This is a genomic window from Streptomyces sp. B8-7 (assembly GCF_058833805.1).
On sequence record NZ_JBYRRL010000002.1, the window covers coordinates 1,188,800 to 1,212,250 of the forward strand.

Consider the following 23,451-nt stretch of genomic DNA (forward strand, 5'->3'; position numbering starts at 1 on the left):
TGATGGCGGGCGTGGTGCGTTTCGGGAGCCTGCGACGTCCGGCCGCGACGGGGTTCACGATCCTCGCCGTGGCGTTGGCCTACGCCGTCACCGGAAAGCTCGGCCTGCTGGCGCAGGTCACCGTGGGGGGCTCACGGATCACTCCGCTGTGGCCGCCCACCGGTGTGGCCCTGGCCTGCCTGCTGCTCGCCGGTCTCCGGGTCTGGCCGGGCATCGCGCTCGGCTCCCTGCTGGTCATCGCGACCCTCGGCCCGCTCACCCCGGCCTCCCTCGTGATCGCCGCCGGCAGCGCGGCGGGCCCCGTCTTCTCCTGGTGGCTGCTGCGCCGGGTCGGATTCCGCGTCGAACTCGACCGTCTCAAGGACGGTCTGGCGCTGGTCTTCGGCGGCGCCTTCGCCGGGATGCTGATCAGTTCCGGGGTGGGCAGCACGACACTGACGGTCACCGGCGGGCACACCGTGGGCGAGTTCTGGTCCATCTGGACCGCCTGGTGGACCGGCGACGCCATGGGCGTCCTGGTGATCACCCCGCTGCTGCTCGGCGTGCGCGCCGCGCTGCCACTGCGTGGCGAAGGCCCGCGGGAGTGGACCGAGCCGGCCCTGCTGCTGCTCGCCACGGCCGCCGTCACGTTCACCGTCACCGAGACCGGGCTCCACCTGCTGTTCCTGGTCTTCCCGCTGCTGGTCTGGGCGGCGCTGCGCACCCGCCTGGTCGGCGCGGCGCCCTGTGTGCTCGCGCTCTCCGTGCTGACCGTGGTGGCGGCCGTCCAGCGCCGCGGCCCCTTCGCGGACCGCAGCATCGTCGAGAACATGGTCGTGCTGCAGGCGCTCAACGGCGCGGCCGCGCTGACCACCCTGCTCCTGGTGGTCATCGTCGCCGAGCGCGAGACCACGTACCGCAAGATCGAGCACGCCTGCGCCGTGCTCACCGAGGTGGTCGCCGGGCTCACCCCCGCCCGGGGCCGGGACGAGCCGCCCCTGCCCGGCGGCGCACCGGGGCCGGGCCGCGCCGCGAGGCCCCCGCACGGCTCCGGTGGCCTCGGCGGTGCCGGCGGTCCCGGTGGTCCCGGTGACGCCGACGGTCCCCGCGGCCGTCATGATCCCGGTGACCCCAGTGGCTCCGGTGACCTTGGCGGCACCCGTGGCACCGGTTGACGGCGGGTGCCCCGCGTGCCGCGGGTGACGGGAGGGAACGCGGTCGACTTCCGGGCCGGTTGAACACACCGGCCGTCTCCTGCGTACAGGACCGAGGGGAACGATGCCCGGGTCCACCGATCGTAGGAGTACAACGTGGGACGCAGCACGCGTAGACGCCCGACCGGCGCGAAGCGCGCGACCCTGACAGCCATGGCGCTCATGTTGGGAGGTGGAGGCCTCGTCGCGGTCAACGTGTACGCCTCCGCCACCGACGGCGGCAACGCCGGTGCGACGACGAAGGCGTGGGGGGCCGTCACCATCGACTGCCCCGATGTCGGCGACGAACTCACCGCCGTGCCGGACCAGGCCCGGGAGGAGGTCGACAAGGAACTCGCCCGTCTGGACCAGCAGATCGCCGACGCCTACCGCCAACTGCAGGCACAGGGAGACAAGTCCGCGCCCGGATCGCCCGACGCGATCGTGGGCCCGCTGTCGGAGCAGCGGACGGAGACGATCGGCCGAATCACCGCCGCGCTCGGTGCGGCGGGCGAAACCCCCGACGGCCTGGACCAGCTCGCCGCATGCACCGTACGCACGGCCGAGCCGACGGCAGGCGAGGACGCACAGGGCGGCGGCGCCGAGGGCGCCGGCGGTCAGGAACAGCAGGAGCAGCAGGGCAACGGCGGCCAGGCCGGCAACGGCCCCGTCGCCGCCGACTACGCCGACATCACCAGCGTGCAGCCGGCGGCCGTCGCCCCGCCCCAGCGCAAGGGCGCCTCCCGCGGCACCTTCTCCAGCAGCTGCGGCGAGGGCGACCCGGGCCTGCGCAACTCGGACAACATCATCGTCGCCCCCGGCGTGACCAACGGCGCCCACCACTTCCACGACTACATCGGCAACCAGTCCAACAACGCCTTCGCCAGCGACACCGACCTCGCCGCGGCCGAGACCAGCTGTGCCGACCAGGGCGACCGGTCGTCCTACTACTGGCCGGTGCTGCGTCTGCAGAACGGCACCGAGGAGAAGGACGCCCAGGCGCCCGGCGGCGGCATCGAGGGCAACGCCGGTGAGATCGTCACCGCGAAGGAGGTCACCCTCGACTTCGTCGGCAGCCCGGTCGGCGAGGTCACCGCGATGCCCCGCCTCCTGCGCATCATCACCGGCGACGCCAAGTCCTTCGTCAACGGCCCCGCCAACGCCAACGCCTCGTGGAGCTGCACCGGCTTCGAGGACCGTCAGCTGAAGGACAAGTACCCGCTCTGCCCCTCCGGCAGCGACGTCGTCCGCACCTTCCGCTTCCAGAGCTGCTGGGACGGCCGCAACATCGACAGCGCCAACCACCGCACCCACGTGGTCTTCGCCGACGCCTCCGGTACCTGCCCCGACGGGTTCCGTGCGATCCCGCAGCTGGTGCAGCGCCTCGTCTACGACGTGGACGCGCCCAGCCTCGACGACGGCGGGCGCACCAGGCCGCTGTTCGCCGTCGACTCCTTCCCCGAGCAGCTCCACAAGCCGCAGACCGACCACGGCGACTTCGTCAACGTCTTCGACGAGGACCTGATGGCGGAGATGGTCGACTGCATCAACAGCGGCCGGAAGTGCGGCGCGCGGGCCGGGAACGACGGCGGCGGGAACGGCGGCGGCGGGAACGGCGGCGGCGGGAACGACGGCGGTGCGCAGGAGCCGACCGCCGAGCCGCAGGACCCGCAGGACGGCGGCGGGCAGCAGCCGCAGCAGCCGGGCGACGGCAAGAACCAGACCGCCGCGCCCGGAAAGGGCGAAGAGCCCCCGGCCGGGGGCGGCGGCGGAGACCAGCCCCCCGCCGGCCGGCCCGGTGCCGGCGACGGCGACGGCGACGGCGCGGACAACGGTGCTGGAGGCGGCGGCGGTGCCGGTGACGGCCAGGACGGCAACCCGTCCGAGGCCCCGCGCGACGAGGCGCCCCCCGCCCCGGCCGAGCCCAAGTCCGCCGGCACGGCGACGACCGCGGCACCGGCCGCCACCGCCCAGGCCCCGGACGACGCGGCCGACGACGGTGCCGCCGACGGCGGTGCCGGTGACGGCGGTGCCGGTGACGGCGGTGCCGGTGACGGCGGTGCCGACACCGGGGACGGCAACGGCACCGGGGACGGCAACGGCTCGGGTGCGGACGAGCCGGCCGGTCAGCAGGTGGCCGCCCCGCAGGGCGAGCGTGGCGGACTCGCCGAGACCGGCGCCCGGCTCTGGCCGGCGGCCGCGGGTTCGGTGCTCCTGGTCGCGGGAGGCCTGATGCTGATGCGCACCAGGAGGCGGGCGCTGCGGGGCTGACCCGTACCGCGACGCCCCTGGGCGGTGGATGCCGCCGGTCCGTGCGACGGACCGGCGGCATCGCCGTCGTCAGCGGTCCGGAACGTGGGCGTCGTACCCGTCCGCCCGCAGGCGCGGATCCCCTGAGGGACGGCGTGGCCGCGAAGCGCGGCGAGGGGCGGCGAAGGGCGCGGCCGAGCGCAACGAGGCGGGGCGGGTGCGCAGCTGCGCGCCGGGCCGCGGAGCGCCCGGGCGCCGCCCCTGGACGGCCGGGTCCCCGCTCAGGCCGCCGCCCGGCAGCGGTGGAGGGGTGAAAGGCCGGGAGATACGGTGTTCATGCTGGCATCTTGATATCGCGATATGACGGCCTGTCGGTCAAGCCGGTGCACCGGTCGGCAGGTACGCCGGTCCGTCCCGGTACGACGCCCGATCCGGCCCGATCCGGCCCGGGCGCGCAGGGCCGGCCGGTGCGCGGGTCCCGTCGACAGTTCAGGAGGTTCCCATGTCCTCGAAGCGACGCCGGAAGAAGAAGTCCCGCCGCAAGCACGCCGCGAACCACGGGCGCCGCCCGCAGTGCTGAACCCGGGCCGGGCCGGCCACGGGCGGACCCTTCCGTCCCACCCGTGACCGGCCCGCACCTGTCCGTGCGGGGCCGACGGCCGGTCGGCCGAACCCCCTCGTGCCGAGCGGCCGGCCCGTGCCCGCAGGCCGGAGCCCGCGACGGCGGGCGCCCCCTCCGCCCGGGGACCGGGCCACGGAGGGCGGGCCCGCGCGGGATCAGCGGTGCTCGGGGTTGTCCGCGTCCGCACGGCAGCCGGCGTCCCACTCCGAGCGCTGGTTGCCGTGCGCCGGGATGCCGCCGGACCGCTTGAGCAGAGCCGCCAGATGCATCAGGTTCCACGTCATGAACGTCGTGTTGCGGTTGGTGAAGTCGTTCTCCGGCCCGCCCGACCCGGGGTCCAGGTAGGAAGGTCCGGGCCCCGCGGGGCCCACCCAGCCGGCGTCCGCCTGCGGAGGCACGGTGTAGCCGAGGTGCTGGAGGCTGTACAGCACGTTCATCGCGCAGTGCTTCGCCCCGTCCTCGTTCCCCGTGACGAGGCAGCCCCCCACCCGGCCGTAGTAGGCGTACTGCCCCTGCTCGTTGAGCAGCCCGGAACAGCTGTACAGCCGCTCGACGACACGCTTCATGACCGAGCTGTTGTCGCCCAGCCAGACCGGCCCGCACAGCACCAGGACGTCGGCGGCCAGCACCCGCCGGTACAGGTCCGGCCAGGCGTCCCCGGCCGCGCCGTGCTCCCGCATGTCCGGGTACACGCCCGGCGCGAGGTCGAGGTCCACGGCCCGTACGAGCTCGGTGGCCACCCCGCGCGACTCCATCAGCGCCCGGCTCCTGTCGATCAGCCCCTGGGTGTGGCTCAACTCCGGCGACGGCTTGAGCGTGCAGTTGACGAACAGGGCCCGCAGGTCGTCGAAGCGGTACGGGGCGGTGGTGGCCGAACCGTCCGGCACGGTCATGGCGTCCTCCTCGGCAGCGGTGTCGGATGCCGGCCAGCCTGCCCACCGCACCGCCGGCCGGCCCGGACCGCCGCGCCCACGGCGCCGGCGGACACCCGATCAGCCGCTCCCCGCCACCCGCCGCGGCGGCACCCGCGGGCGCCGGGCCACCCCACCGCCAGCGGTTGAGCCCCCCGGCGGTCGCATGGACAGTGGTTGCTATGAACCGGCACCGACGTCCACCCCGGCGGGCACCCTGGATCGCGGGAGCCGCCGCCGTGCTGGCTCTGGCCGGCGTCGGCACCTGGGTGCTGGTCTCCCAGGACGACGGCGCGCCGAGCCCCGGACCGTCCCCCTCCGCCGACCTGTCGCTGCCCACCGGGACCCCGCTGCCGACCCTGACGACCGGGCCCGGCACCCCGACCGCGCCGCCCACGACCCCGACGGCACCGTCCTCGGCCGCCACCACGCCCTCCGAGGGGAACGCGACGACAGCGGCACCGACGGGCACGGACCGTACCCCCGCACCGCGGGAGTCGGCCGCCTCCCCCCGGCCCACGGCCCCCGGCGACCGGCCCGCACCCCGCACCACCGCCGCCACCCCGTCGTCCGCGCGGACCCCGGCGGCGCCCGCGACCTCCGCCCGGCCCAGCGGGCAGCAGACGACCGCGCCGTCCACGCCGACCGCCCCGTCCACGCCGGCCGAGTCGCCGGCGTCCACCGCCCCGGCCTCCCCGTCCGCGGTGAAGCCGGCACCGTCCGCGGCGCCCCGCGGCGGCGACGGAGCGGTGACCACCACCTGGTACACGTCCCCGGTCGCGGTGGCCGCCGCCGAACGGATGGCCGCCGCGGGAGCCGTCGGCGACCCCGCCTGCTCGCTGGCCGCGGTGGGCCGCCCCGACCCCGCCCTGGTCCCGCAGGTCGGCTCCATCGGCATCGGCAGCCACGACGGGTACTGGTGCCTGATCTGGTGAACCACGGCCCCCGGCGGACGGGCACCACTGCGGCCCGCCGGTTTCCCCGCCCGCCGGGCAGCCCCGCCGCCCCGGCCTCCGCTCAGCGGCGGATGAGACCCAGGCCCGTGGCAGCGGCCACGGCCGCGGTCCGCGAGTCCACGCCGAGCTTGGCGTACGAGCGGGCCAGGTGCGACTTGACGGTGCCCTCGGTGAGGTGCAGCCGCGCGGCCACGGCCTGGTTGGACAGGCCCTCGGCGACCAGCGCCAGAACCTCCGTCTCCCGCCGGGTCAGGGCGGTCGCGGGGTCGCGCAGCCGGTGCAGGAGCCGGTCGGCCACCGCGGGCGCCAGCGCGGTGCGCCCCGCGGCGGCCGACCGCACGGCGGCGGCCAGTTCCTCGGGCGGGGCGTCCTTGAGCAGGTAGCCGGTGGCGCCCGCCTCGATGGCCGGGAGGGTGTCGGCGTCGGTGTCGTACGTCGTGACGACCAGGACCCGCGGGGCGCCCGGCCGGGCGGTGATGGCGGCGGTGGCCTCCGCCCCGTTCATGCCGCCCTTGAACTGGAGGTCCATCAGCACGACGTCGACTCCGCCGGCCGCGGCCCGCTCGACCGCCTCCTCCGCGGTGGCGGCCTCCGCCACCACCGCCATGCCCGGCTCGGTCTCCAGGACGGCCCGCAGTCCGGCCCGTACCACCGGATGGTCGTCGGCCAGCAGCAGACGGATGGGCGAGTCGGTCACGGGCGGGCCTCACGGTCGGATGCGGTGAACGGGCCGGTTGCGGCGGAGGCGTCGGACGGACGGCTCAGATCCCGCGGGCGGGACGGGCTGCTCAGGTCCGACGCGGCGGACGGCGCCGGTGCGCCGGGCGGGGGGAGCGGCAACCGGGCCGTCAGGGCGGTGCCGCGGCCGGGAGCGGAGTCGACGGTGAGGGTGCCGCCCAGGGCCTGCACCCGGGCGCGCATCGCGGCCAGGCCGAAACCGCCCTCCCCGGGGTCCGGGGCCCGGAACCGGCCGGGCTCGAAGCCCCGGCCGTCGTCGCGCACGCCGAGGCGGACCCGGCCGTCCAGGTGGTCGAGGGTGATCTCGGCCGTCCCCGCCCGCGCGTGCCGGACCGTGTTGGACAGGGCGGACTGGGCGACGCGCAGCAGGGCGACCTCGTACGAGGTCGGCAGCGGCGCGGGATCGCCCGTCAGCCGGAACCGGACGTCGAGGTGGTGCCGGGCGGCCGTGGCCGCGCACAGCCGCTCCAGGGCACCGGCCAGGGTGGTGCCGTCCAGCGCGGGCGGTGCGAGGGCGGCGACGAACCGGCGGGCCTCGGCGAGGTTGTCCACGGCGGCCTGCCGTGCCTGGCCGACGTGCCGGGCGGCCACGTCCGGGGCACCGGGCAGAGCCCGCCCGGCGGCGCTGAGCAGCAGCTGGATGCTGCTGAGCCCCTGCGCGAGGGTGTCGTGGATCTCTCGGGCGAGCCGCTCCCGCTCGGCCAGCACACCGGCCGTGTGCTGCGCCTCGTCGAGGTCGGCGCGGGTGGCCGTCAGCTCCTCGATCAGTGCCCGGCGCTGCTCGCTCTCCCGGTACAGCGCCCCGTACCCCCACACCACCGCGACCGCCACCCCGGCACCCAGCGCCGGACCGATCGCCATGGCCGGGCTGAAGGAGCCCTGGTGCGCCGCGTACGCCGCGATCGCCGCCGCGGCCGTCACCGCCACGGCGGCCGGCCCGGCGCGCCCCGGCAGCAGATGTAGCTGGAGGAAGTACAGCGGGAACGCCAGCCACACCCCGTCGGCCGACAGCACCAGCAGTACCAGCCACAGGGCGCACAGGACGGCGAGCCACCCCGGTGCGGTCCGGCCGGAGCCGCTCCGACGGGCCAGCGCCGGGCCCGCCGCGTACCCCAGGCCGCACGCCGCGGCCGCCGCGACGGTGGCGGCGGCGTGCGGTGCGCCCCCGGTCACCGCCCGGACCGCGGCCAGCACGAGCAGGGCGGCGACCAGCAGGTGCAGACACCAGGCCAGCACCCGGGCGGGCGGGGTCGGTGTGGGGGCGGTGATGTTCACAGTGTCCCCAGCGTAGAAGGAACGCGCCGGTGCGGCCTCTGTCGAAAGGTGGAGAGGACATCTGTCCCTCCGGCCCGCGAAGTGCTCTCCCGCGCCGGATGCCCCGGCAGGGCCCGCGCCGCGAGGCTGGAGCCGTTCCGCACCGCCCTTTGCCGAGAGGAAGTCCGCACCGTGTTCGTGGCCTGGAGAGACGTCAGGTTCGCCCGAGGGCGCTTCGCTCTGATGGGGACGGTGATCGTGCTGATCGCCCTCCTGGTCGGGCTGCTGTCCGGGCTGACCGCCGGGCTCGCACAGCAGAACGTCTCCGCGGTCACCGGCCTGCCCGCCGACCGGATCGCCTTCGCCGCGCCCGCCGCCGGGCAGCAGCCGTCGTACGCCGACTCCGCGGTCACCGAGCGGCAGTGGCGGCGCTGGGCCGGGGTGCCCGGTGTGACCCGCGCCGAGCCCCTGGGCATCACCCCCACCAGGGCCACGGCGGGGGACCGCAGCGCCGGGGTGTCCCTGTTCGGCGTCGCTCCGGGCTCCCGTCTGGTACCCGGGGGCGCCCGCGTCACGGACACCTCGGTGGTGCTGTCCGCCCCGGCCGCGGAGGAACTCGGTGCCCGACCCGGGGACACCGTCGGCCTGGCCGGGCTGCGTCTGACCGTGGCCGCCGTGCGCGGCGAGGCCTCCTTCAGCCACACCCCCGTCGTCTGGACCTCCCTGGCCACCTGGCGCAGGGCCGCACCCCCCGCGGGAGCCGCCGCGACGGGCGGCGGCGAGGCCGAGGGCGGCGACGGCACCGGCGCCGGCCGCGACGGGACGGAGGCCGACGCCGCCGCGGGCGGCGGCGGCAGCACCCCGGACAGCGGCAGCCCCGGGGCGGGCGGCGACGCCGGTACGGCCTTCGCGACCGTCATCGCCCTCACCACCGCCTCCGGCACCGACATCGCGGCGGGCGACGCCGCGGCGGGCACCAGCACGCTCCGCCGCGACGACTCGCTGACGGCGATCGGCTCCTACCGCTCGGAGAACGCCTCCCTGCAGCTGATGCGCGGCTTCCTGCTGGTGATCTCCGCTCTGGTGATCGGCGCGTTCTTCAGCGTCTGGACCATCCAGCGCAGCGGCGACGTGGCGGTGCTGAAGGCGCTCGGCGCGTCGACCGGCCACCTGCTGAAGGACGCCCTGGGCCAGGCCGCCGTCCTGCTCGCCTGCGGCATCCTCGCCGGAACCGGAACGGCGGCCGCCCTCGGCGCGCTCCTCTCCGGCTCCGACGTGCCGTTCGTCCTCACCCCGGCGACCGTGCTCGCCCCCGCCGCCGTGATGACCCTGCTCGGCACGCTCGGCGCCGCGCTGGCCGTGCGCCGCATCACCTCCGTCGACCCGCTGACCGCCCTGGGGAACGCCCGATGAGCCTGCGCCTGACCGACATCACCCTCACCTACCCCGACGGCGACGCCCGGCTGACCGCGCTCGACCGGGTCACCCTGGACGTGCCCGGCGGCTGCCTGACCGTGCTGATCGGCCCGTCCGGCTCCGGGAAGTCCAGCCTTCTCGCGGTCGCCGCCACCCTCGTCACCCCCGACTCGGGCACCGTCACGGTGGCCGGCACCGACACCCGGGGGCTCAGCCGGCGGGCCCTCACCGCGCTGCGCCGCCGCGAGATCGGCATCGTCTTCCAGCAGCCCAACCTGCTGCCCTCGCTCACCGCCGTGGAGCAGCTTGAGGTGATGGCCCACATCGCGGGCCGCCGCCCCGCCCGCGCCCGCGAGCGCGCCATGGACCTCCTGGACGCCGTCGGCCTCGCCGACCGGGCCCGGCGGCGGCCGCACCAGCTGTCCGGAGGCCAGCGCCAGCGCGTGAACATCGCCCGTGCCCTGATGAACGACCCGCACGTCCTGCTGGTCGACGAGCCCACCAGCGCCCTCGACCACGAGCGGGGCGCCGCCGTCGTCGACCTGGTGGCCGGGCTCACCCGGCGGCAGGGCACCGCCACCGTCCTGGTCACCCACGACCGCAGCCACCTCGCCGCCGCCGACCGGACCGCGGAGATCCACGACGGCCGCCTCCGCCTCCCGGACCCCGCCCCCGGTCCTCCCGCCGCCTGACGGACCGGCATGCCGCTCCACCGCCCGGAAGGCCGCCTACGGCGAGCCGGGCGGGCCGGCGTGGGCCGGCCGCGCGCCGGGGGAGGGGCCGCGGCGCCCTCGGACCGCGGTCACCGGTTGGGGCGGTCGGCGTCGGCCGGGTGCTCCAGCTGGGAGGCGAGGACCGCGGCCTGCACGCGACGCTGCACACCGAGCTTGGCCAGCAGCCGGGAGATGTGGTTCTTGACGGTCTTCTCGGACAGATAGAGCTTCTTGCCGATCTCGCGGTTGGTCAGACCGTCGCCGATCAGCGCGAGGATGTCCCGCTCCCGCGGCGACAGGCTCGCCAGCTCGGGCGCCACGGCCGGCGTCTCGGCGGGGCCGGAGCGCAGCGAGCGCATCAGCCGGGCCGTGGTCGCGGGGTCCAGCATGGACTGGCCCGAGGCGACGGTGCGCACGGCCGAGATCAGGTCGGAGCCCTTGATCTGCTTCAGGACGTAGCCCGAGGCGCCCGCCAGGATGGCGTCCAGCAGGGCGTCCTCGTCGTCGAAGGAGGTCAGCATCAGACAGGCCAGTTCCGGCATCTGGCTGCGCAGCTCGCGGCAGACCGAGATGCCGTCGCCGTCCGGCAGCCGTACGTCGAGCACGGCCACGTGCGGGCGCAGCGCCGGACCGCGGACCAGGGCGTGCGCGACCGTGTCCGCGTCGCCGACCACCGAGATGTCCGGTTCGGCGTCCAGCAGGTCGGTGAGGCCGCGCCGCACGACCTCGTGGTCGTCGAGCAGGAACACCCGGATCGGATCCTGCTCGGTGAACGCGCGCGTCTCGGTCATCGACAACCCCCTGGTCCCAGCGGCGAAACGGGCTGCGGGCCGCCCGTGACGACGATCATCGCGCGGCGGGTCCGGATGCACTAGGGCCGTCCGGCCCCAGTCGGCACGGGACCGCGCCACCTCTCCGTGGGCCGCCTCTCCACGGGCCGCCTCTCCACGGGCCGCCGGGACGGCGGGTACCGGGTGTTCCCCGGGCCGGGGGCCGGCGGCGTCCGGCCGGCCGCACCACGCGGTGCTCCGCTGGCCGGCGCTCCGCCGGACGTGCCGCGGCGGGAAGCGCCGAGGCGGGCCGTGGGCCGCCGCGGCGCCGTCGTGGCGGGCCGCGGATTCGCCCCCGCCTCTTCGGGGCGCTGCCGAACCGCAGTGGACCGCGCCCGCCTCCCCGTGGCGGGCGCGGGTCCCCGGTGCGGCCGCCTGGGCCCCGCCGTGTACGGGTGCCGCCGCCGTCGCCTTCCCCGCCGCCGCCGCGGCCCCCGGAGGCGGCCGCCGCCTCCGGGGACCGGGGCGGCGGCGGGGAAGGAGGTCAGACGACGCTTCCGGCGCCGTGCGGGGCGTACAGGTCGAGCAGCCGGATCCGGGCGGCGCGCAGGCGGTGGGAGAGCACGTCCCCGACCCACCGGGTGACCGCGTGCCCCATCGCCTGGTCCTCCTCGCACATCGCGCGGACGGCCGCCGCGTCGAACTCGTAGGCGCGCACCGGCGTCGTCGTCCCGGCGCCCAGGTGCCACACGTGCGGGGTGAACAGCCAGGACCAGCCGACGAGCTCGTTGTGCCGGAGCACCTCGATCACCGCCGGGCGTCGGCCGGGCACCCGCATGTCGAGCTCGACCGTGCCCGTCCGGATGATCCAGAACCGGTCGGCCCGGCCGCCCTCCTCGAACAGCCGCGTCCCCTCGGGGAAGGACACCTCGCGGGCGATGTCCATGAGCCGCTGCCGGTACTCGGGGGGCAGGACGCGCATCATGCTCGGCGTGGGTGTGGTCGTCATGGCGTGACTCCTGACGGGCGCAGGGACTTCCACCGCCAGCGTGCGTCCGCCGCGGGCAGCGGGGACAGGGGCCACCCGGCCCCTCGGCCGGGGCCGTCCGGTCCTCGCCGGACCCGCCCGCGGGCCGGACCGCCGGCGAGCGGCCGCCGCGACCCCGACGGGCCCTTGGGGCAGGGCCGTTCAGCCCTGCGGTCGCGGACCTTCGGCAGCCTCCGTCCGGCGCCGGGCGCCGGGAGAGTGAACGCCGTCGCACACCGACGGACCTCCCCACCCCCCCGAAGGGATCACTGCCATGGCCGTGCACGAGCACCTCCACCGCACCGGTTTCCGTCTGCCGTCCTTCCGCGGACACCGTGCCGCTCCGGCCCCCGGGTCCGACGCCGAGGCGTCGGCGCGCACCGACGCCCACCCGGCCCGGGCCTACGTCCTCGCGTCCCTGCGGCTGCTCACCGGGTTCGTGTTCCTGTGGGCGTTCCTCGACAAGACCTTCGGCCTCGGCTACGCCACCGGCTCGGGCAAGGGCTGGATCGACGGCGGTTCGCCGACCAGGGGCTTCCTGAGCGGGGTGGCCGCCGGGCCGATGGAGTCCACCTTCCACGCCTGGGCCGGGGACGCCTGGGCGGACTGGCTGTTCATGCTCGGGCTGCTCGGCATCGGCGTCGCACTGGTCGCCGGAGTGGCGCTGCGGCTCGCCGCCCTCGCGGGCACCCTGATGATGGCGCTGATGTGGGTCGCGGAGTGGCCGCCCGCCCAGCACCTCTCGGACGGTTCGCCGAGCATGTCGACGAACCCGCTCGTGGAGTACCACGTCGTCTACGCCGCCGTGCTGATCGCGCTCGCCGCCGTGTCCGCGGGCGACACCCTGGGCGCCGGCCGGTTCTGGGCCGGGCTGCCCTTCGTCCGCCGCAGCCGCTGGCTGCGCTGACCCGAGAGGGGGGAGAGGTGCGCCGGGCGGGGAACCCGCCGTACGGCGCACCCACGGGACCGGCGAGGGCCGGTCGGCCCCCGGCAGGGACCAGCGGCCCCTGCCGGGGGCCTGCTCCGAGGACGACGCTCGAACCGGGAAACCCGCACCTGGAGGTGGAGATCATGACCCGCACTGTGACCGCCGGTCTCGACGGCTCGCGCGAGAGCCGTGCGGCGGCCGAATGGGCGGCCCGGGAAGCCGGGTTGCTCGGCCTGCCGCTGAGGCTGGTGCACGTCTGGGAGCCGGTGCCGGAGCCGATGGCCCAGGCGCCGCTCCTCGGTGCGGAGATCCGGCAGCACTGGACGGAGCGGATCCCCCGCGACGCCGCCGAGGGCATCCGCGCCCGCCACCCCGGCCTGGACGTGACCACCGAGCCGCTGTCCGGCCGGGCCGCCGACCTCCTGGTGAGCGCGTCGAAGGAGGCCGAGCTGCTCGTTCTCGGCAGCCGCGGCCTCAGCGGCATCGGCGGATTCCTGGTCGGCTCGGTCGGACTCGCGGTCGTCGCCCACGCCGATCGGCCCGTCGTCCTGGTCCGCGCCGGTCAGGAGGCCGCCGACGAGCACCGGACCGACCCGGCCGGCATCCCGTCCGCGGCCACCCCGTTCCGGCCCGTCGTCCTCGGCGTCGACCTCGGCAGCCCCGACGAGGAGCTGATCCGGTTCGCGTGCGACGCCGCCGTACGGCGGCGCACCTCGCTCCGGGTCGTGCACGGCTGGACCCCGCCCCCGTACTACGCGTACGGCATGACCACCGACATCGAGGTGCAGGAGGCCCTGGCGCGGCAGCAGGAGACCGCGCTGGAAGAGGTGCTGCGGCCGTGGCGCGCGGAGTACCCCGCCCTGGAGATCGCCGGGGAGTCGCGGTACGGCACGGCCGGCGACCACCTCGTCGACGCCTCCCGCGACGCCTCCCTGGTCGTGGTCGGCAGGAAGGTGCGCCGCAGCCCGTTCGGGGCCCACATCGGGCCCGTCGCCCACGCGGTGCTCCACCACTCCGTCGCGCCGGTCGCCGTCGTCCCGCACGACTGAGCCCCGTACCGCCGCCCCCGGACGGCGGTACCGGTGCGGCCCACCGGTACGACCGGACGCGTAGGGCCCGGCCCGTGCGGCCGTCCCGTGCACGCTGAGCCGCACGGCCGCCGGGTTCCGTGCGGCCGGGCGGGCCGCGGCCCGCGGTCCGGTTGCGGCCGGACCCGCCGCCGGGGGACCGTGGTGGACGGCTCCCGCGGTTCCCCGGCCCGCGTCGCCCGCCGGCCCACGGACACCGCCCGCACCCCGGTCCGCTCCGCTCCGCCCCCGCCTCCCGCTGACCCCCCGTCGAAGACTTCCGGAGTCATTCATGCCCCAGGTCGAACGGAAGACCGGCCAAGCCCTCTCCGACGACGAACTGCGCACCCTGGACGCCCACTGGCGCGCCGCCAACTACCTCGCCGCGGGACAGATCTACCTGATGGCGAACCCCCTGCTGACCGAGCCCCTGAGGCCCGAGCACATCAAGCCGCGGCTGCTCGGCCACTGGGGCACCTCGCCCGGACTGAACCTGGTGTACACGCACCTGAACCGGGTGATCAAGGCGCGTGGGCTGGACGCCCTGTGCGTATGGGGGCCGGGCCACGGCGGGCCGTCGGTGCTCGCCAACTCCTGGCTGGAGGGCAGCTACAGCGAGACCTACCCGGACGTGCCGCGTGACGCGGAGGGGATGGCGAGGCTCTTCCGGCAGTTCTCCTTCCCCGGGGGCGTGCCCAGTCATGTCGCCCCCGAGACGCCCGGCTCCATCCACGAGGGCGGAGAGCTCGGCTACTCCCTCGCCCACGCCTACGGCGCCGCCTTCGACCACCCGGACCTCCTCGTCACCTGCGTGATCGGCGACGGCGAGGCCGAGACCGGGCCGCTGGCCGCCTCCTGGCACTCCAACAAGCTTCTCGACCCCGTCCACGACGGCGCCGTCCTGCCGGTCCTGCACCTCAACGGCTACAAGATCGCCAACCCGACGGTGCTGTCCCGGATCCCGGAGCCCGAACTCGACGCGCTGCTGCGCGGCTACGGCCACGAGCCCCTGCACGTCACCGGCGACGACCCCGCCACCGTCCACCGCGCCATGGCCGCGGCCCTCGACGACGCGCTGGACCGCATCAGCGTGATCCAGCGCTCGGCCCGCGAGGAGGGGGTCGGCGAACGCGCGCACTGGCCGGTGATCGTGCTGCGCACCCCGAAGGGCTGGACCGGCCCCGCAGAGGTCGACGGCCTGCCCGTCGAAGGCACCTGGCGCGCCCACCAGGTCCCGCTCGCGGGAGTGCGGGAGAACCCCGAGCACCTGCGGCAGCTGGAGTCCTGGCTGCGCTCCTACCGCCCCGAGGAGCTGTTCCGGCCGGACGGCCGGCCCGTCCCCGACGTCCTGGCCTGCGTCCCCGACGGGGCGCGCCGTCTGGGCGCCACCCCGTACGCCAACGGCGGCCTCCTCGTCCGCGATCTGCCCATCCGCTCCCTGGACTCCTTCGCCGTGCCCGTCGAGAAGCCGGGCACCACCCTGCACGAGCCGACCCGGGTCCTCGGCGGCCTGCTCGAACAGGTCATGAACGACACCCGCGTGCGCCGCGACTTCCGCGTCGTCGGCCCGGACGAGACCGCCTCGAACCGCCTCCAGGCCGTCTTCGACGCCAGCGGCAAGGCCTGGCAGGCCGGCACCCTCCCCGTCGACGAGCACCTGGACCGGCACGGCCGCGTCATGGAGATCCTCTCCGAGCACCTCTGCCAGGGCTGGCTGGAGGGCTACCTCCTCACCGGCCGGCACGGACTGTTCTCCTGCTACGAGGCCTTCGTGCACATCGTCGACTCGATGGTGAACCAGCACGTCAAGTGGCTCAAGACCGCGCGGCAACTGCCCTGGCGCGCGCCGGTCGCCTCCCTCAACTACCTGCTGACCTCGCACGTCTGGCGGCAGGACCACAACGGCTTCTCCCACCAGGACCCCGGCTTCGTCGACCACGTCCTCAACAAGGCCCCCGAGGTCGTACGGGTCTACCTGCCGCCGGACGCCAACACGCTGCTCTCGGTCGCCGACCACGCCCTGCGCAGCCGCGACTACGTCAACGTGATCGTGGCCGGCAAACAGCCCTGCTTCGACTGGCTGTCCATGGACGAGGCCCGCGCCCACTGCGCGCGCGGAGCGGGCATCTGGGACTGGGCGGGCAGCGAGAACGGCGGTGAGCCCGACGTGGTCCTCGCCTGCGCCGGCGACGTGCCCACCCAGGAGGTGCTGGCCGCCGCCCAGCTGCTCCGCCGGCACCTGCCCGGACTGGCCGTACGCGTCGTCAACGTCGTCGACATGGCCCGGCTCATGCCGCGTGAGGAGCATCCGCACGGCATGACCGACTTCGAGTACGACGGCCTGTTCACCACCGACAAGCCGGTGATCTTCGCCTACCACGGCTACCCGTGGCTGATCCACCGCCTCGCCTACCGCCGCACCGGCCACCCGAACCTGCACGTGCGCGGCTACAAGGAGTCCGGCACCACGACCACGCCGTTCGACATGGTGGTCCGCAACGACCTCGACCGCTACCGCCTGGTCATGGACGTCGTCGACCGCGTGCCCGGCCTCGCGGTGCGCGGCGCGTCCGTGCGCCGGCAGATGGCGGACCAGCGCACCCGCCACCAGGCCTGGATCCGCGAGCACGGCACCGACCTGCCCGAGGTCGCGGAGTGGACCTGGTCCGCCTGACCGCCGACGGAGGGGGACCGGCCCCCGGTGCCGGTCCTCGGTGCCGGTCCCCCTCGGCGTGCCCGCGGCGGCGAGGGCCGTCCGGCCCGAGGTCCACCCCGGACAGCCGATGCCGGGCCCGCCCGGCCCGCCCGGCCCGCCCGGCCCGCCGGATGCTCGCTCGACGCGATCGAGGCGTGGGCCGGGCGCGTGGCGGCGGACCTGGGCACGGGGAACCGAGGCTCCCGGGACACGGGGGACCGGGACCTGGACGCGGGACCTGGACGGCGGGAACGGACCGGGACCGGCAAGGCCGGCTTGGACCGGCAGGAACCGGCAGGGGCCGGCAGGGGCCGGCAGGGGCCGGCAGGGGCCGGCGTGGAGTGCGCGACGCCGGGACAGCGGGACCGCGCGCCACCTGATGCGGGTGTCGGCGGCCCCGCGTGACCTGATGCGGGCGCTCAGCCGCCGACGCGTGCCGCAGCCGTCGCGCCGGTGGACCCGTCGCGGGCCGGCCCGCCCGCCGGCTCCCGGGGCAGGTCGGGATGCACGTCGAACACCCCGCGCAGTCCGGTGGCGCGCAGCAGCCACAGGAAGCGCCTGCTGCCGGTGACCAGGCGGAGGCGCCCGCGCCGGGCGCGTACGCGGTTGCGGACGCGGCACAGCTCGGCGAGGCCCGCGCAGTCGATGAACGACACGGACCGCAGGTCGAGGACCAGGTCGGGCCGGGGGGCCGCGCTGAGCGCGTCTAGGCGCCTCCGCAGCGGGGCCGCGCTGAGCACGTCGATCTCGCCGTGGAGTGTCACGGTGGTCGTCCCCGCCGCGTCGCGCACCGGATGCGGCGCGGTGATCCTCGTCTGGTCGTCGGACATAGGGGAATGAAAGCCCCGGGGACGGGTCCCGCGACAGGGCCGAACGTCCTTCGTCCCCCGGGTCCGACGGCCCGGGCCCTGGCCGTCCGCCCTGCCCGACCGCCCTGCCCGACGGCCCCTGCCCGTCCGCCCCTGCCCGTCCGCCGCGAGCCGTGCTCCTGCCCGTCCGGCCCGGCCAGGGGGCCGGACGGCCCAAGCGGAAGGCCGCGTGGACGGGCGAGGCTGGAGGTGCGGGGCGGTGTCGCGGTGCGGGGGTGGCTCCGTTGGGTCCCCCCCCGGGGCCGGACCCCGCGCCGCGGCGACCGGGCGCCACACCGACCGGGCGCCACACAGACCGGACACCACACAGACCGGGAGAGGAGCGGCATGAAAGCGTACGTGTTCCACGGCCCCGGACAGTCCGCCTGGGAGGAGGTCCCCGACCCGTCGGTCAAGGAACCCACCGACGCCGTCGTGCGCGTCGGGACCGTCACCATCTGCGGCACCGACCTGCACATCCTCAAGGGCGACGTGCCCGGGGTGCGCCCCGGCACCGTCCTCGGACACGAGGCGGTCGGCGAGATCGTCGAGGTGGGCGGCGACGTACGGACCGTCCGGCCCGGCGACCGCGTCCTCGTCTCCTGCATCAGCGCCTGCGGACGGTGCTCCTACTGCCGCGAGAGCACCTACGGCCAGTGCCGGGGCGGGGGCGGCTGGATCCTCGGCCACCGCATCGACGGCACCCAGGCCGAGTACGTCCGCGTCCCCTATGCGGACCTGTCCGTCTACCCGCTGCCCGGCGGCATGGACAGCGCGGACGCCGTCCTGCTGGCCGACATCTTCCCCACCGCCTACGAGGTCGGCGTGCTCAACGGGACGGTCCGTCCGGGTGACACGGTGGTCGTCGTCGGCGCCGGGCCGGTCGGGCTGGCGGCGATCGGCACGGCCCGGCTGCTGTCCCCCGAGCGGATCGTCGCCGTGGACCTCGCCGCCTCGCGCCTGGAGGCCGCCCGCGCGCTGGGCGCCGACGCCGTGGCCGACGCGGGGGAGAACCCGGAGCAGCTGGTCGCCGACCTGACCGACGGGCTCGGCGCGGACGTGGTGATCGAGGCGGTCGGTGTGCCGGAGAGCTTCGAGCTGTGCACCCGCATGGTGCGGCCGGGCGGGCATGTGGCCAACATCGGCGTGCACGGCGCGCCCGCCACGCTGCACCTCGAAGACCTGTGGATCAAGAACGTCACCCTCACCACCGGCCTGGTCGACACCTCCTCCACACCCGTCCTGCTGCGGATGGCGGCCGCCGGCCGGCTGCCCACCTCCCGGCTGGTCACCCACACCTTCCCGCTGGAACGGATGGCGGAGGCCTACGACGTCTTCGGTGGCGCCGCCGACACCGGCGCCCTGAAGGTGGTACTGGGCGGAGAACAGCACGAGGTCGTGCCGGTGGGCACGGTCTGACGAAGGGACGTGACGGCCATGACCGGACAGACTCGCGCCGAGCCGGCGGTGGAGCGCCCGCTGGGCGATCTCGGACGCCGGCTCGCCTCCCGGCGGGCCCAGCTGGGCCTGAGCCGCGCCGAGGCCGCGACCAGGGCGGGCGTGGCCCCCGCGTATCTGCGGCATCTGGAGGAGCACCCCGGTGCCGCGCCCGGCAGGGGAGCGCTGCAGAGCCTCGCCGCGGCCCTGGAGACCACCGTCACGGACCTCACCGGCGGGGCCGCCGACCTGCCGCCCGGCCGCGAACAGGCTTCCCGTGCCCCGGTGTTCAAGAAGCTGGGCGTCGAGGAGTGCGGACGCCTGCTCGGCACCCATGGGGTGGGCCGGCTCGCGGTGACCACGTCCTCGGGGCCGGTCGTGGTGCCCGTCAACTACAGCGTCGTCGACGGCACGATCGTGTTCCGCACGGCCGCGGGCGCGACGCCGTCGCTGGCCGCCGGCCGGCAGGTGGCCTTCGAGGTCGACCGGATCGACGACGCGTTCAGCCGCGGCTGGAGCGTGCTCGTCCGCGGGCGGGCGCGGGCGGTGACGGACACCGACGAGGCGGACCGGCTCACCCGTGCGGCGCACAGCAGGCCCTGGGCGGGAGACGGCCGCGACGTGTGGGTGCGGCTGGAGCCGGGCCAGGTCACCGGCCGCCGGATCGAGGTCTGACCGGCGGTCACCCCGGGTCCCGCACCTGCCCGAACGCCGAACCGGCCGTTCGGCCTCTGCGATCCGGCCCACCGGGTACCGCGTCCGACCGGGCCCCGCCGTCGCGGCGACGGCGGGGCCCGGTCGCACGACACCGGACGACACCGGCGACACCGGCGACGCCGGCGCGGACAACCGACTGACAGACTGACAGACTGACAGGGGGCCACCGGACAGGAGGCCGCCGCATCCGGCCGCATCCGGGTGCTGACATCACCCGGGCGGTGCCGGCGGTGCTGATGCCGTCCGGGTGCCCGCAGGGCCGCGGGCCCGGACGCGTCCGGGCGGTCAGATCCGGGTGTCGTCGTCCTCGGTGAGCAGGACGCCCGTGACGAGGTCCGGCCGGATGCGGACGGCCTGGTCCATGAACTGCCCCACCCAGGGCTGTACCAGGGACCGGCAGCGGGCCAGGTCGTCCGGGTCGGTCACCAGCCGGGCGTACCCGGTCACCACCACGCTCCAGCCGAGGCAGGTGCGCGGGTCGATGGCGTCCGCCTCGTAGGCGACGACGACGCCGGGGCCGTCGGCCGACCGGCTCTGCGTGGCCAGGGCGGCACCGTCGTGGGTGCGGATCACGATGTCCCCGCCGTCCAGGACGTGGTTGACCGGCCGGACCGTCGGCAGGGCGTGCTGGGTGAAGACGATCCTGCCCAGCGGCACGGTGCCCAGCAGCCGCAGGGCCTCGGTGCCGTCGAGTTCTACGCGGCGGCGGGGGCGGGCGGGGGGCGCCGCCTGGACGGGGGTGTGGTCGTCGGGGAGCATCGCGGGTTTCCGTACCGGTGGGTGACTGCCGTGGAGGATCGCTGGAACGAGGGCGGAGCGACACCGCGGGGGACCGGTGCCGCTCCTGGCCCCACTGTCGCGCGGACCGGTGCCGGGGCCAAGGGCCGACCGGCCCGGACCGCCGGCCGCACGGCCCTGGTCCGCGGCAGGCACGGCCGCGCCCGCCGTGGGCGGGACCGCAGGACCATGTGCCGTGGCCCCCTCGGGCCTAGCGGTGCCGTCCGCCGGAACTCCGGCCGCTGCGGCATCGGCCTCCGCAGCCCCGGCGGGCGGGACGCCGGCCGCCCGGGCCGGTGCCGTGGGAGCGGGCCGGGCCGGGCCGGCCGGTCGCGGTGCGCAGGCCGGCTGCGTCGTCCCGGCCCCCGGCCCCCGCGCGGCGTCGGACGGAGCGGGGTGTGCCGTGCCGGCGGAGCGGGGGGCGTTCATCCCGCGCCCCCGTCACCGGCGAGTGCCGCCCGCCCCGCCTCCAGCCGGGCCACCGGCACCCGGAACGGCGAGCAGGAGACGTAGTCCAGTCCCGCCGTGTGGAAGAAGTGGACGGAGTCGGGGTCGCCGCCGTGTTCGCCGCACACGCCGATCGCCAGCCCGGGCCGGGCGGCACGGCCCTCCTCGACCGCGATGCGGACCAGCCGTCCCACACCGTCGCGGTCGATCGTCTCGAACGGCGAGGTGGGGAAGACGCCCTTGTCGAGATAGGCGGAGAAGAAGGCCGCCTCGACGTCGTCCCGGGAGAAGCCCCAGGTGGTCTGCGTGAGGTCGTTCGTGCCGAAGGAGAAGAACTCGGCCTCCCCGGCGATCCGGCCCGCGGTGAGCGCGGCGCGGGGCAGCTCGATCATCGTGCCGACCGGGCAGTGCACCGCGGTCCCCGTCTCCGCGGACACCTCGGCGAGCACCCGCTCCACCTCCGCCCGCTCGATGCGCAGTTCCTCGACGGCGCCCACCAGCGGCACCATGATCTCGGCGCGCGGCGCGCCGCCGGCCCGGGTGCGGGCCACGACGGCCTCGGCGACCGCCCGTACCTGCATGGCGACCAGGCCCGGTACGACCAGGCCGAGCCGCACCCCGCGCAGCCCCAGCATGGGGTTCTCCTCGTGCATCCGGCCCACCGCCGCCAGCAGCGCCTTCTCGTGCGGGTCGGGTCGCTCGCCGCGGGCCTCGGCGGCGGCCACCCGGACGGCGAGTTCGGTGCGGTCGGGCAGGAACTCGTGCAGCGGCGGGTCGAGCAGGCGGATGGTGACCGGCAGGCCGTCCATCGCCTCCAGGATGTCGGTGAAGTCATCCCGCTGGAGCGGGAGGAGGGCCGCCAGCGCCTGTGCGCGCTCGGCGTCGTCACGCGCCAGGATCATCTCCTCCACCAGCTTGCGGCGCTCGCCGAGGAACATGTGCTCGGTGCGGCACAGCCCGATGCCCTGCGCGCCGAACCTGCGGGCGCGGGCCGCGTCCTCGGGGGTGTCCGCGTTGGCCCGTACCTCCAGCCGGCGCACGGAGTCCGCGTGGTCCAGGGCGCGGGCCACGGCGCCCACCACGCCCGGTGTGCGCTCACCGGTCTCCAGGTAGCGCATGACGGCGGAGTCGGCGAGCGGCACCGGTCCCGGGTACACGGTCCCGGCGGAGCCGTCCACGGACAGCACGGTGCCCTCCTCGACCACGGTGCCGGACCGGGTGGTGAACCGTCGGGCGCCGGTGTCCACGGCGAGTTCCTCCGCGCCGCAGACGCACACCTTGCCCATGCCGCGCGCCACCACGGCGGCGTGGCTGGTCTTGCCGCCGCGGCTGGTCAGCACGGCCTGCGCGGCGATCATGCCGGGCAGGTCGTCGGGGGTGGTCTCCTGGCGCACCAGGACGACCTGCTCCCCGGCCGCGGCACGCCGGACCGCCTCGGCGGAGTCGAAGACCGCTGAGCCGACGGCCGCGCCCGGCGAGGCGGGCACCCCGCGGGCGAGCGGCTCGCCGGTCGCGGCGGTGTCGAAGGCCGGGAACATCAGCCGGGCCAGCCCGTCACCGCCGACCCGGGCGAGTGCCTCGTCAGAGGTGACGAGCCCTTCGTCGGTCAGCTCGGCGGCGATGGTGAACGCGGCCTCGGCGGTGCGCTTGCCGACGCGGGTCTGCAGCATCCACAGGGTGCCGCGCTCGATGGTGAACTCGATGTCGCACAGGTCGCGGTAGTGCCGCTCCAGGGTCCGGGTGTGGGCGCGCAGCTGCGCGTACGAGGCCGGGTCGAGGCGCTCCAGCTCGGTCAGCGGGACGGTGTTGCGGATGCCGGCGACGACGTCCTCGCCCTGGGCGTCGGGCAGGTAGTCGCCGTAGAGCCCGCCGCGGCCGGTGGCCGGGTCGCGGGTGAAGGCGACCCCGCTGCCGGAGTCGGCGCCCAGGTTGCCGAACACCATGCGCTGCACGGTGACCGCGGTGCCCAGATCGTCGGGGATGTGCTCGCGACGGCGGTAGACGCGGGCGCGTTCGCCGTTCCAGGAGCGGAAGACGGCGAGGATCGCCCGGCGCAGCTGCCCGGCCGGGGACTGCGGGAAGTCGTCCCCGGTCCGCTCGCGGATCACCGCCTTGTACGTGTCCACCAGCGCAGCCAGGTCGCGGGCGTCCAGGTGCAGGTCGTCGGGGGCGCCGCGCCGGGCCTTCAGCGCCGTCAGGGCGTCCTCGAAGAGGGCCGCGTCGACGCCCATCACCGTGCTGCCGAACATCTGCACGAGGCGGCGGTAGGAGTCCCAGGCGAAGCGTTCGCTGCCCGAGACCGCGGCGAGCCCGAGGACGGAGTCGTCGTTGAGCCCGATGTCGAGCACGGTCTCCATCATGCCGGGCATCGAGAAACGCGCCCCGGACCGCACCGACAGCAGCAGCGGGTCGTCCGGCTGCCCCAGCCGCCGCCCCGCCTGCCGTTCCAGCGCCTCCAGATGCCGCGAGACCTCCTCGGCCATGCCGTCCGGTTCCGCGCCCGTGGCGAGGAAGGCCCGGCAGGCGTCGGTGGTGACGGTGAAGCCCGGCGGGACGGGCAGACCCAGCCGGTTCATCTCGGCCAGGTTCGCGCCCTTGCCGCCGAGGAGGTCCGCCATGTCCCGGCGGCCCTCGGGGAAGTCGTACACGTAGCGGCCCATGAGGTGAGCTCCTCGGCTCGGCGGACGCGCAGCGGCTCCGCGGCCA

General features: G+C 75.9%; 19 protein-coding genes. 11 read left to right on the forward strand and 8 right to left on the reverse strand.

The annotated features are described in order from the left end of the window. Positions 1 to 68: 68 nt before the first annotated feature. The 3 genes from AC5K6T_RS13765 (at position 69) to AC5K6T_RS13775 (ending at position 4,002) form a co-directional block, all read left to right on the forward strand. On the forward strand, positions 69 to 1,154 hold the full coding sequence (locus AC5K6T_RS13765; RefSeq protein ID WP_493208796.1) for an MASE1 domain-containing protein: 1,086 nt from the start codon (positions 69 to 71) through the stop codon (positions 1,152 to 1,154). A 192-nt stretch (positions 1,155 to 1,346) separates the two neighbouring features. After that, a complete protein-coding gene (locus AC5K6T_RS13770) occupies positions 1,347 to 3,443 on the forward strand; it encodes a DUF1996 domain-containing protein (RefSeq protein ID WP_493208797.1) in 2,097 nt (698 codons plus the stop codon). Between the two features lie 481 nt (positions 3,444 to 3,924). Beyond that, positions 3,925 to 4,002 carry a hypothetical protein gene (locus AC5K6T_RS13775; protein ID WP_466330927.1) on the forward strand — a complete coding sequence of 26 codons (78 nt, stop codon included), beginning with the start codon at positions 3,925 to 3,927 and terminating at the stop codon, positions 4,000 to 4,002. A gap of 197 nt (positions 4,003 to 4,199) precedes the next feature. Here the strand turns inward: AC5K6T_RS13775 and AC5K6T_RS13780 are convergent, their stop codons facing one another. After that, positions 4,200 to 4,937, reverse strand: coding sequence for a flavodoxin family protein (locus AC5K6T_RS13780; RefSeq protein WP_493208798.1), 738 nt, complete (start codon positions 4,935 to 4,937; stop codon positions 4,200 to 4,202). Between the two features lie 200 nt (positions 4,938 to 5,137). Between AC5K6T_RS13780 and AC5K6T_RS13785 the strand changes: the two genes are divergently transcribed. Further along, the gene (locus AC5K6T_RS13785) at positions 5,138 to 5,890 is read left to right on the forward strand and encodes a hypothetical protein (protein WP_493208799.1); all 753 of its coding nucleotides are present in this window, start codon (positions 5,138 to 5,140) and stop codon (positions 5,888 to 5,890) included. A gap of 82 nt (positions 5,891 to 5,972) precedes the next feature. Here AC5K6T_RS13785 and AC5K6T_RS13790 read toward each other — a convergent pair whose 3' ends face one another. Further along, complete coding sequence (locus AC5K6T_RS13790) at positions 5,973 to 6,608, reverse strand: response regulator (RefSeq protein ID WP_493208801.1); 636 nt, start codon at positions 6,606 to 6,608, stop codon at positions 5,973 to 5,975. After that, positions 6,605 to 7,924, reverse strand: a complete 1,320-nt coding sequence (locus tag AC5K6T_RS13795) for a sensor histidine kinase (RefSeq protein ID WP_493208802.1) — start codon at positions 7,922 to 7,924, stop codon at positions 6,605 to 6,607. The genes AC5K6T_RS13790 and AC5K6T_RS13795 overlap by 4 nt, the downstream gene beginning before the upstream one ends. 171 nt (positions 7,925 to 8,095) lie before the next feature. Between AC5K6T_RS13795 and AC5K6T_RS13800 the strand changes: the two genes are divergently transcribed. Together AC5K6T_RS13800 and AC5K6T_RS13805 are read left to right on the forward strand one after the other, a co-directional pair. Next, a complete protein-coding gene (locus AC5K6T_RS13800) occupies positions 8,096 to 9,316 on the forward strand; it encodes an ABC transporter permease (protein WP_493208804.1) in 1,221 nt (406 codons plus the stop codon). Further along, entirely contained in the window at positions 9,313 to 10,011 is a 699-nt protein-coding gene (locus tag AC5K6T_RS13805) for an ABC transporter ATP-binding protein (protein WP_493208805.1), read from the forward strand. Before AC5K6T_RS13800 ends, AC5K6T_RS13805 begins: the two co-directional genes overlap by 4 nt. A gap of 110 nt (positions 10,012 to 10,121) precedes the next feature. On the opposite strand, the gene AC5K6T_RS13810 is transcribed toward AC5K6T_RS13805, so the two are convergent. Both AC5K6T_RS13810 and AC5K6T_RS13815 read right to left on the reverse strand, forming a co-directional pair. Beyond that, a complete protein-coding gene (locus AC5K6T_RS13810; RefSeq protein ID WP_493208806.1) occupies positions 10,122 to 10,823 on the reverse strand; it encodes a response regulator in 702 nt (233 codons plus the stop codon). A 523-nt stretch (positions 10,824 to 11,346) separates the two neighbouring features. Beyond that, a complete protein-coding gene (locus tag AC5K6T_RS13815) occupies positions 11,347 to 11,811 on the reverse strand; it encodes a Crp/Fnr family transcriptional regulator (protein WP_493208807.1) in 465 nt (154 codons plus the stop codon). Positions 11,812 to 12,103: 292 nt separating this feature from the next. On the opposite strand from AC5K6T_RS13815, the gene AC5K6T_RS13820 reads away from it, so the two are divergent. The 3 genes from AC5K6T_RS13820 to AC5K6T_RS13830 all read left to right on the forward strand — a co-directional run bounded on the left by AC5K6T_RS13820 (position 12,104) and on the right by AC5K6T_RS13830 (position 16,498). Next, positions 12,104 to 12,736 carry a hypothetical protein gene (locus AC5K6T_RS13820; RefSeq protein WP_493208808.1) on the forward strand — a complete coding sequence of 211 codons (633 nt, stop codon included), beginning with the start codon at positions 12,104 to 12,106 and terminating at the stop codon, positions 12,734 to 12,736. Positions 12,737 to 12,900: 164 nt separating this feature from the next. Next, entirely contained in the window at positions 12,901 to 13,806 is a 906-nt protein-coding gene (locus AC5K6T_RS13825; RefSeq protein ID WP_493208810.1) for a universal stress protein, read from the forward strand. A gap of 310 nt (positions 13,807 to 14,116) precedes the next feature. Further along, on the forward strand, positions 14,117 to 16,498 hold the full coding sequence (locus AC5K6T_RS13830; protein ID WP_493208812.1) for a phosphoketolase family protein: 2,382 nt from the start codon (positions 14,117 to 14,119) through the stop codon (positions 16,496 to 16,498). Positions 16,499 to 16,938: 440 nt separating this feature from the next. Here the strand turns inward: AC5K6T_RS13830 and AC5K6T_RS13835 are convergent, their stop codons facing one another. Then, positions 16,939 to 17,349 (reverse strand): STAS domain-containing protein, encoded by a 411-nt coding sequence (locus tag AC5K6T_RS13835; RefSeq protein ID WP_493208814.1) that lies wholly within the window; start codon positions 17,347 to 17,349, stop codon positions 16,939 to 16,941. 366 nt (positions 17,350 to 17,715) lie between these two features. Here AC5K6T_RS13835 and AC5K6T_RS13840 point away from each other — a divergent pair, with 366 nt between their 5' ends. Together AC5K6T_RS13840 and AC5K6T_RS13845 are read left to right on the forward strand one after the other, a co-directional pair. After that, entirely contained in the window at positions 17,716 to 18,786 is a 1,071-nt protein-coding gene (locus AC5K6T_RS13840; RefSeq protein WP_493208816.1) for an alcohol dehydrogenase catalytic domain-containing protein, read from the forward strand. Positions 18,787 to 18,804: 18 nt separating this feature from the next. Further along, complete coding sequence (locus AC5K6T_RS13845) at positions 18,805 to 19,479, forward strand: helix-turn-helix domain-containing protein (protein WP_493208817.1); 675 nt, start codon at positions 18,805 to 18,807, stop codon at positions 19,477 to 19,479. 327 nt (positions 19,480 to 19,806) lie between these two features. On the opposite strand, the gene AC5K6T_RS13850 is transcribed toward AC5K6T_RS13845, so the two are convergent. Both AC5K6T_RS13850 and ppdK read right to left on the reverse strand, forming a co-directional pair. After that, the gene (locus tag AC5K6T_RS13850) at positions 19,807 to 20,280 is read right to left on the reverse strand and encodes a pyridoxamine 5'-phosphate oxidase family protein (RefSeq protein ID WP_493208818.1); all 474 of its coding nucleotides are present in this window, start codon (positions 20,278 to 20,280) and stop codon (positions 19,807 to 19,809) included. Between the two features lie 443 nt (positions 20,281 to 20,723). Then, positions 20,724 to 23,405: a pyruvate, phosphate dikinase gene (gene ppdK, locus AC5K6T_RS13855; protein ID WP_493208819.1), complete on the reverse strand. Its 2,682-nt coding sequence runs from the start codon at positions 23,403 to 23,405 to the stop codon at positions 20,724 to 20,726. Positions 23,406 to 23,451 lie beyond the last annotated feature (46 nt).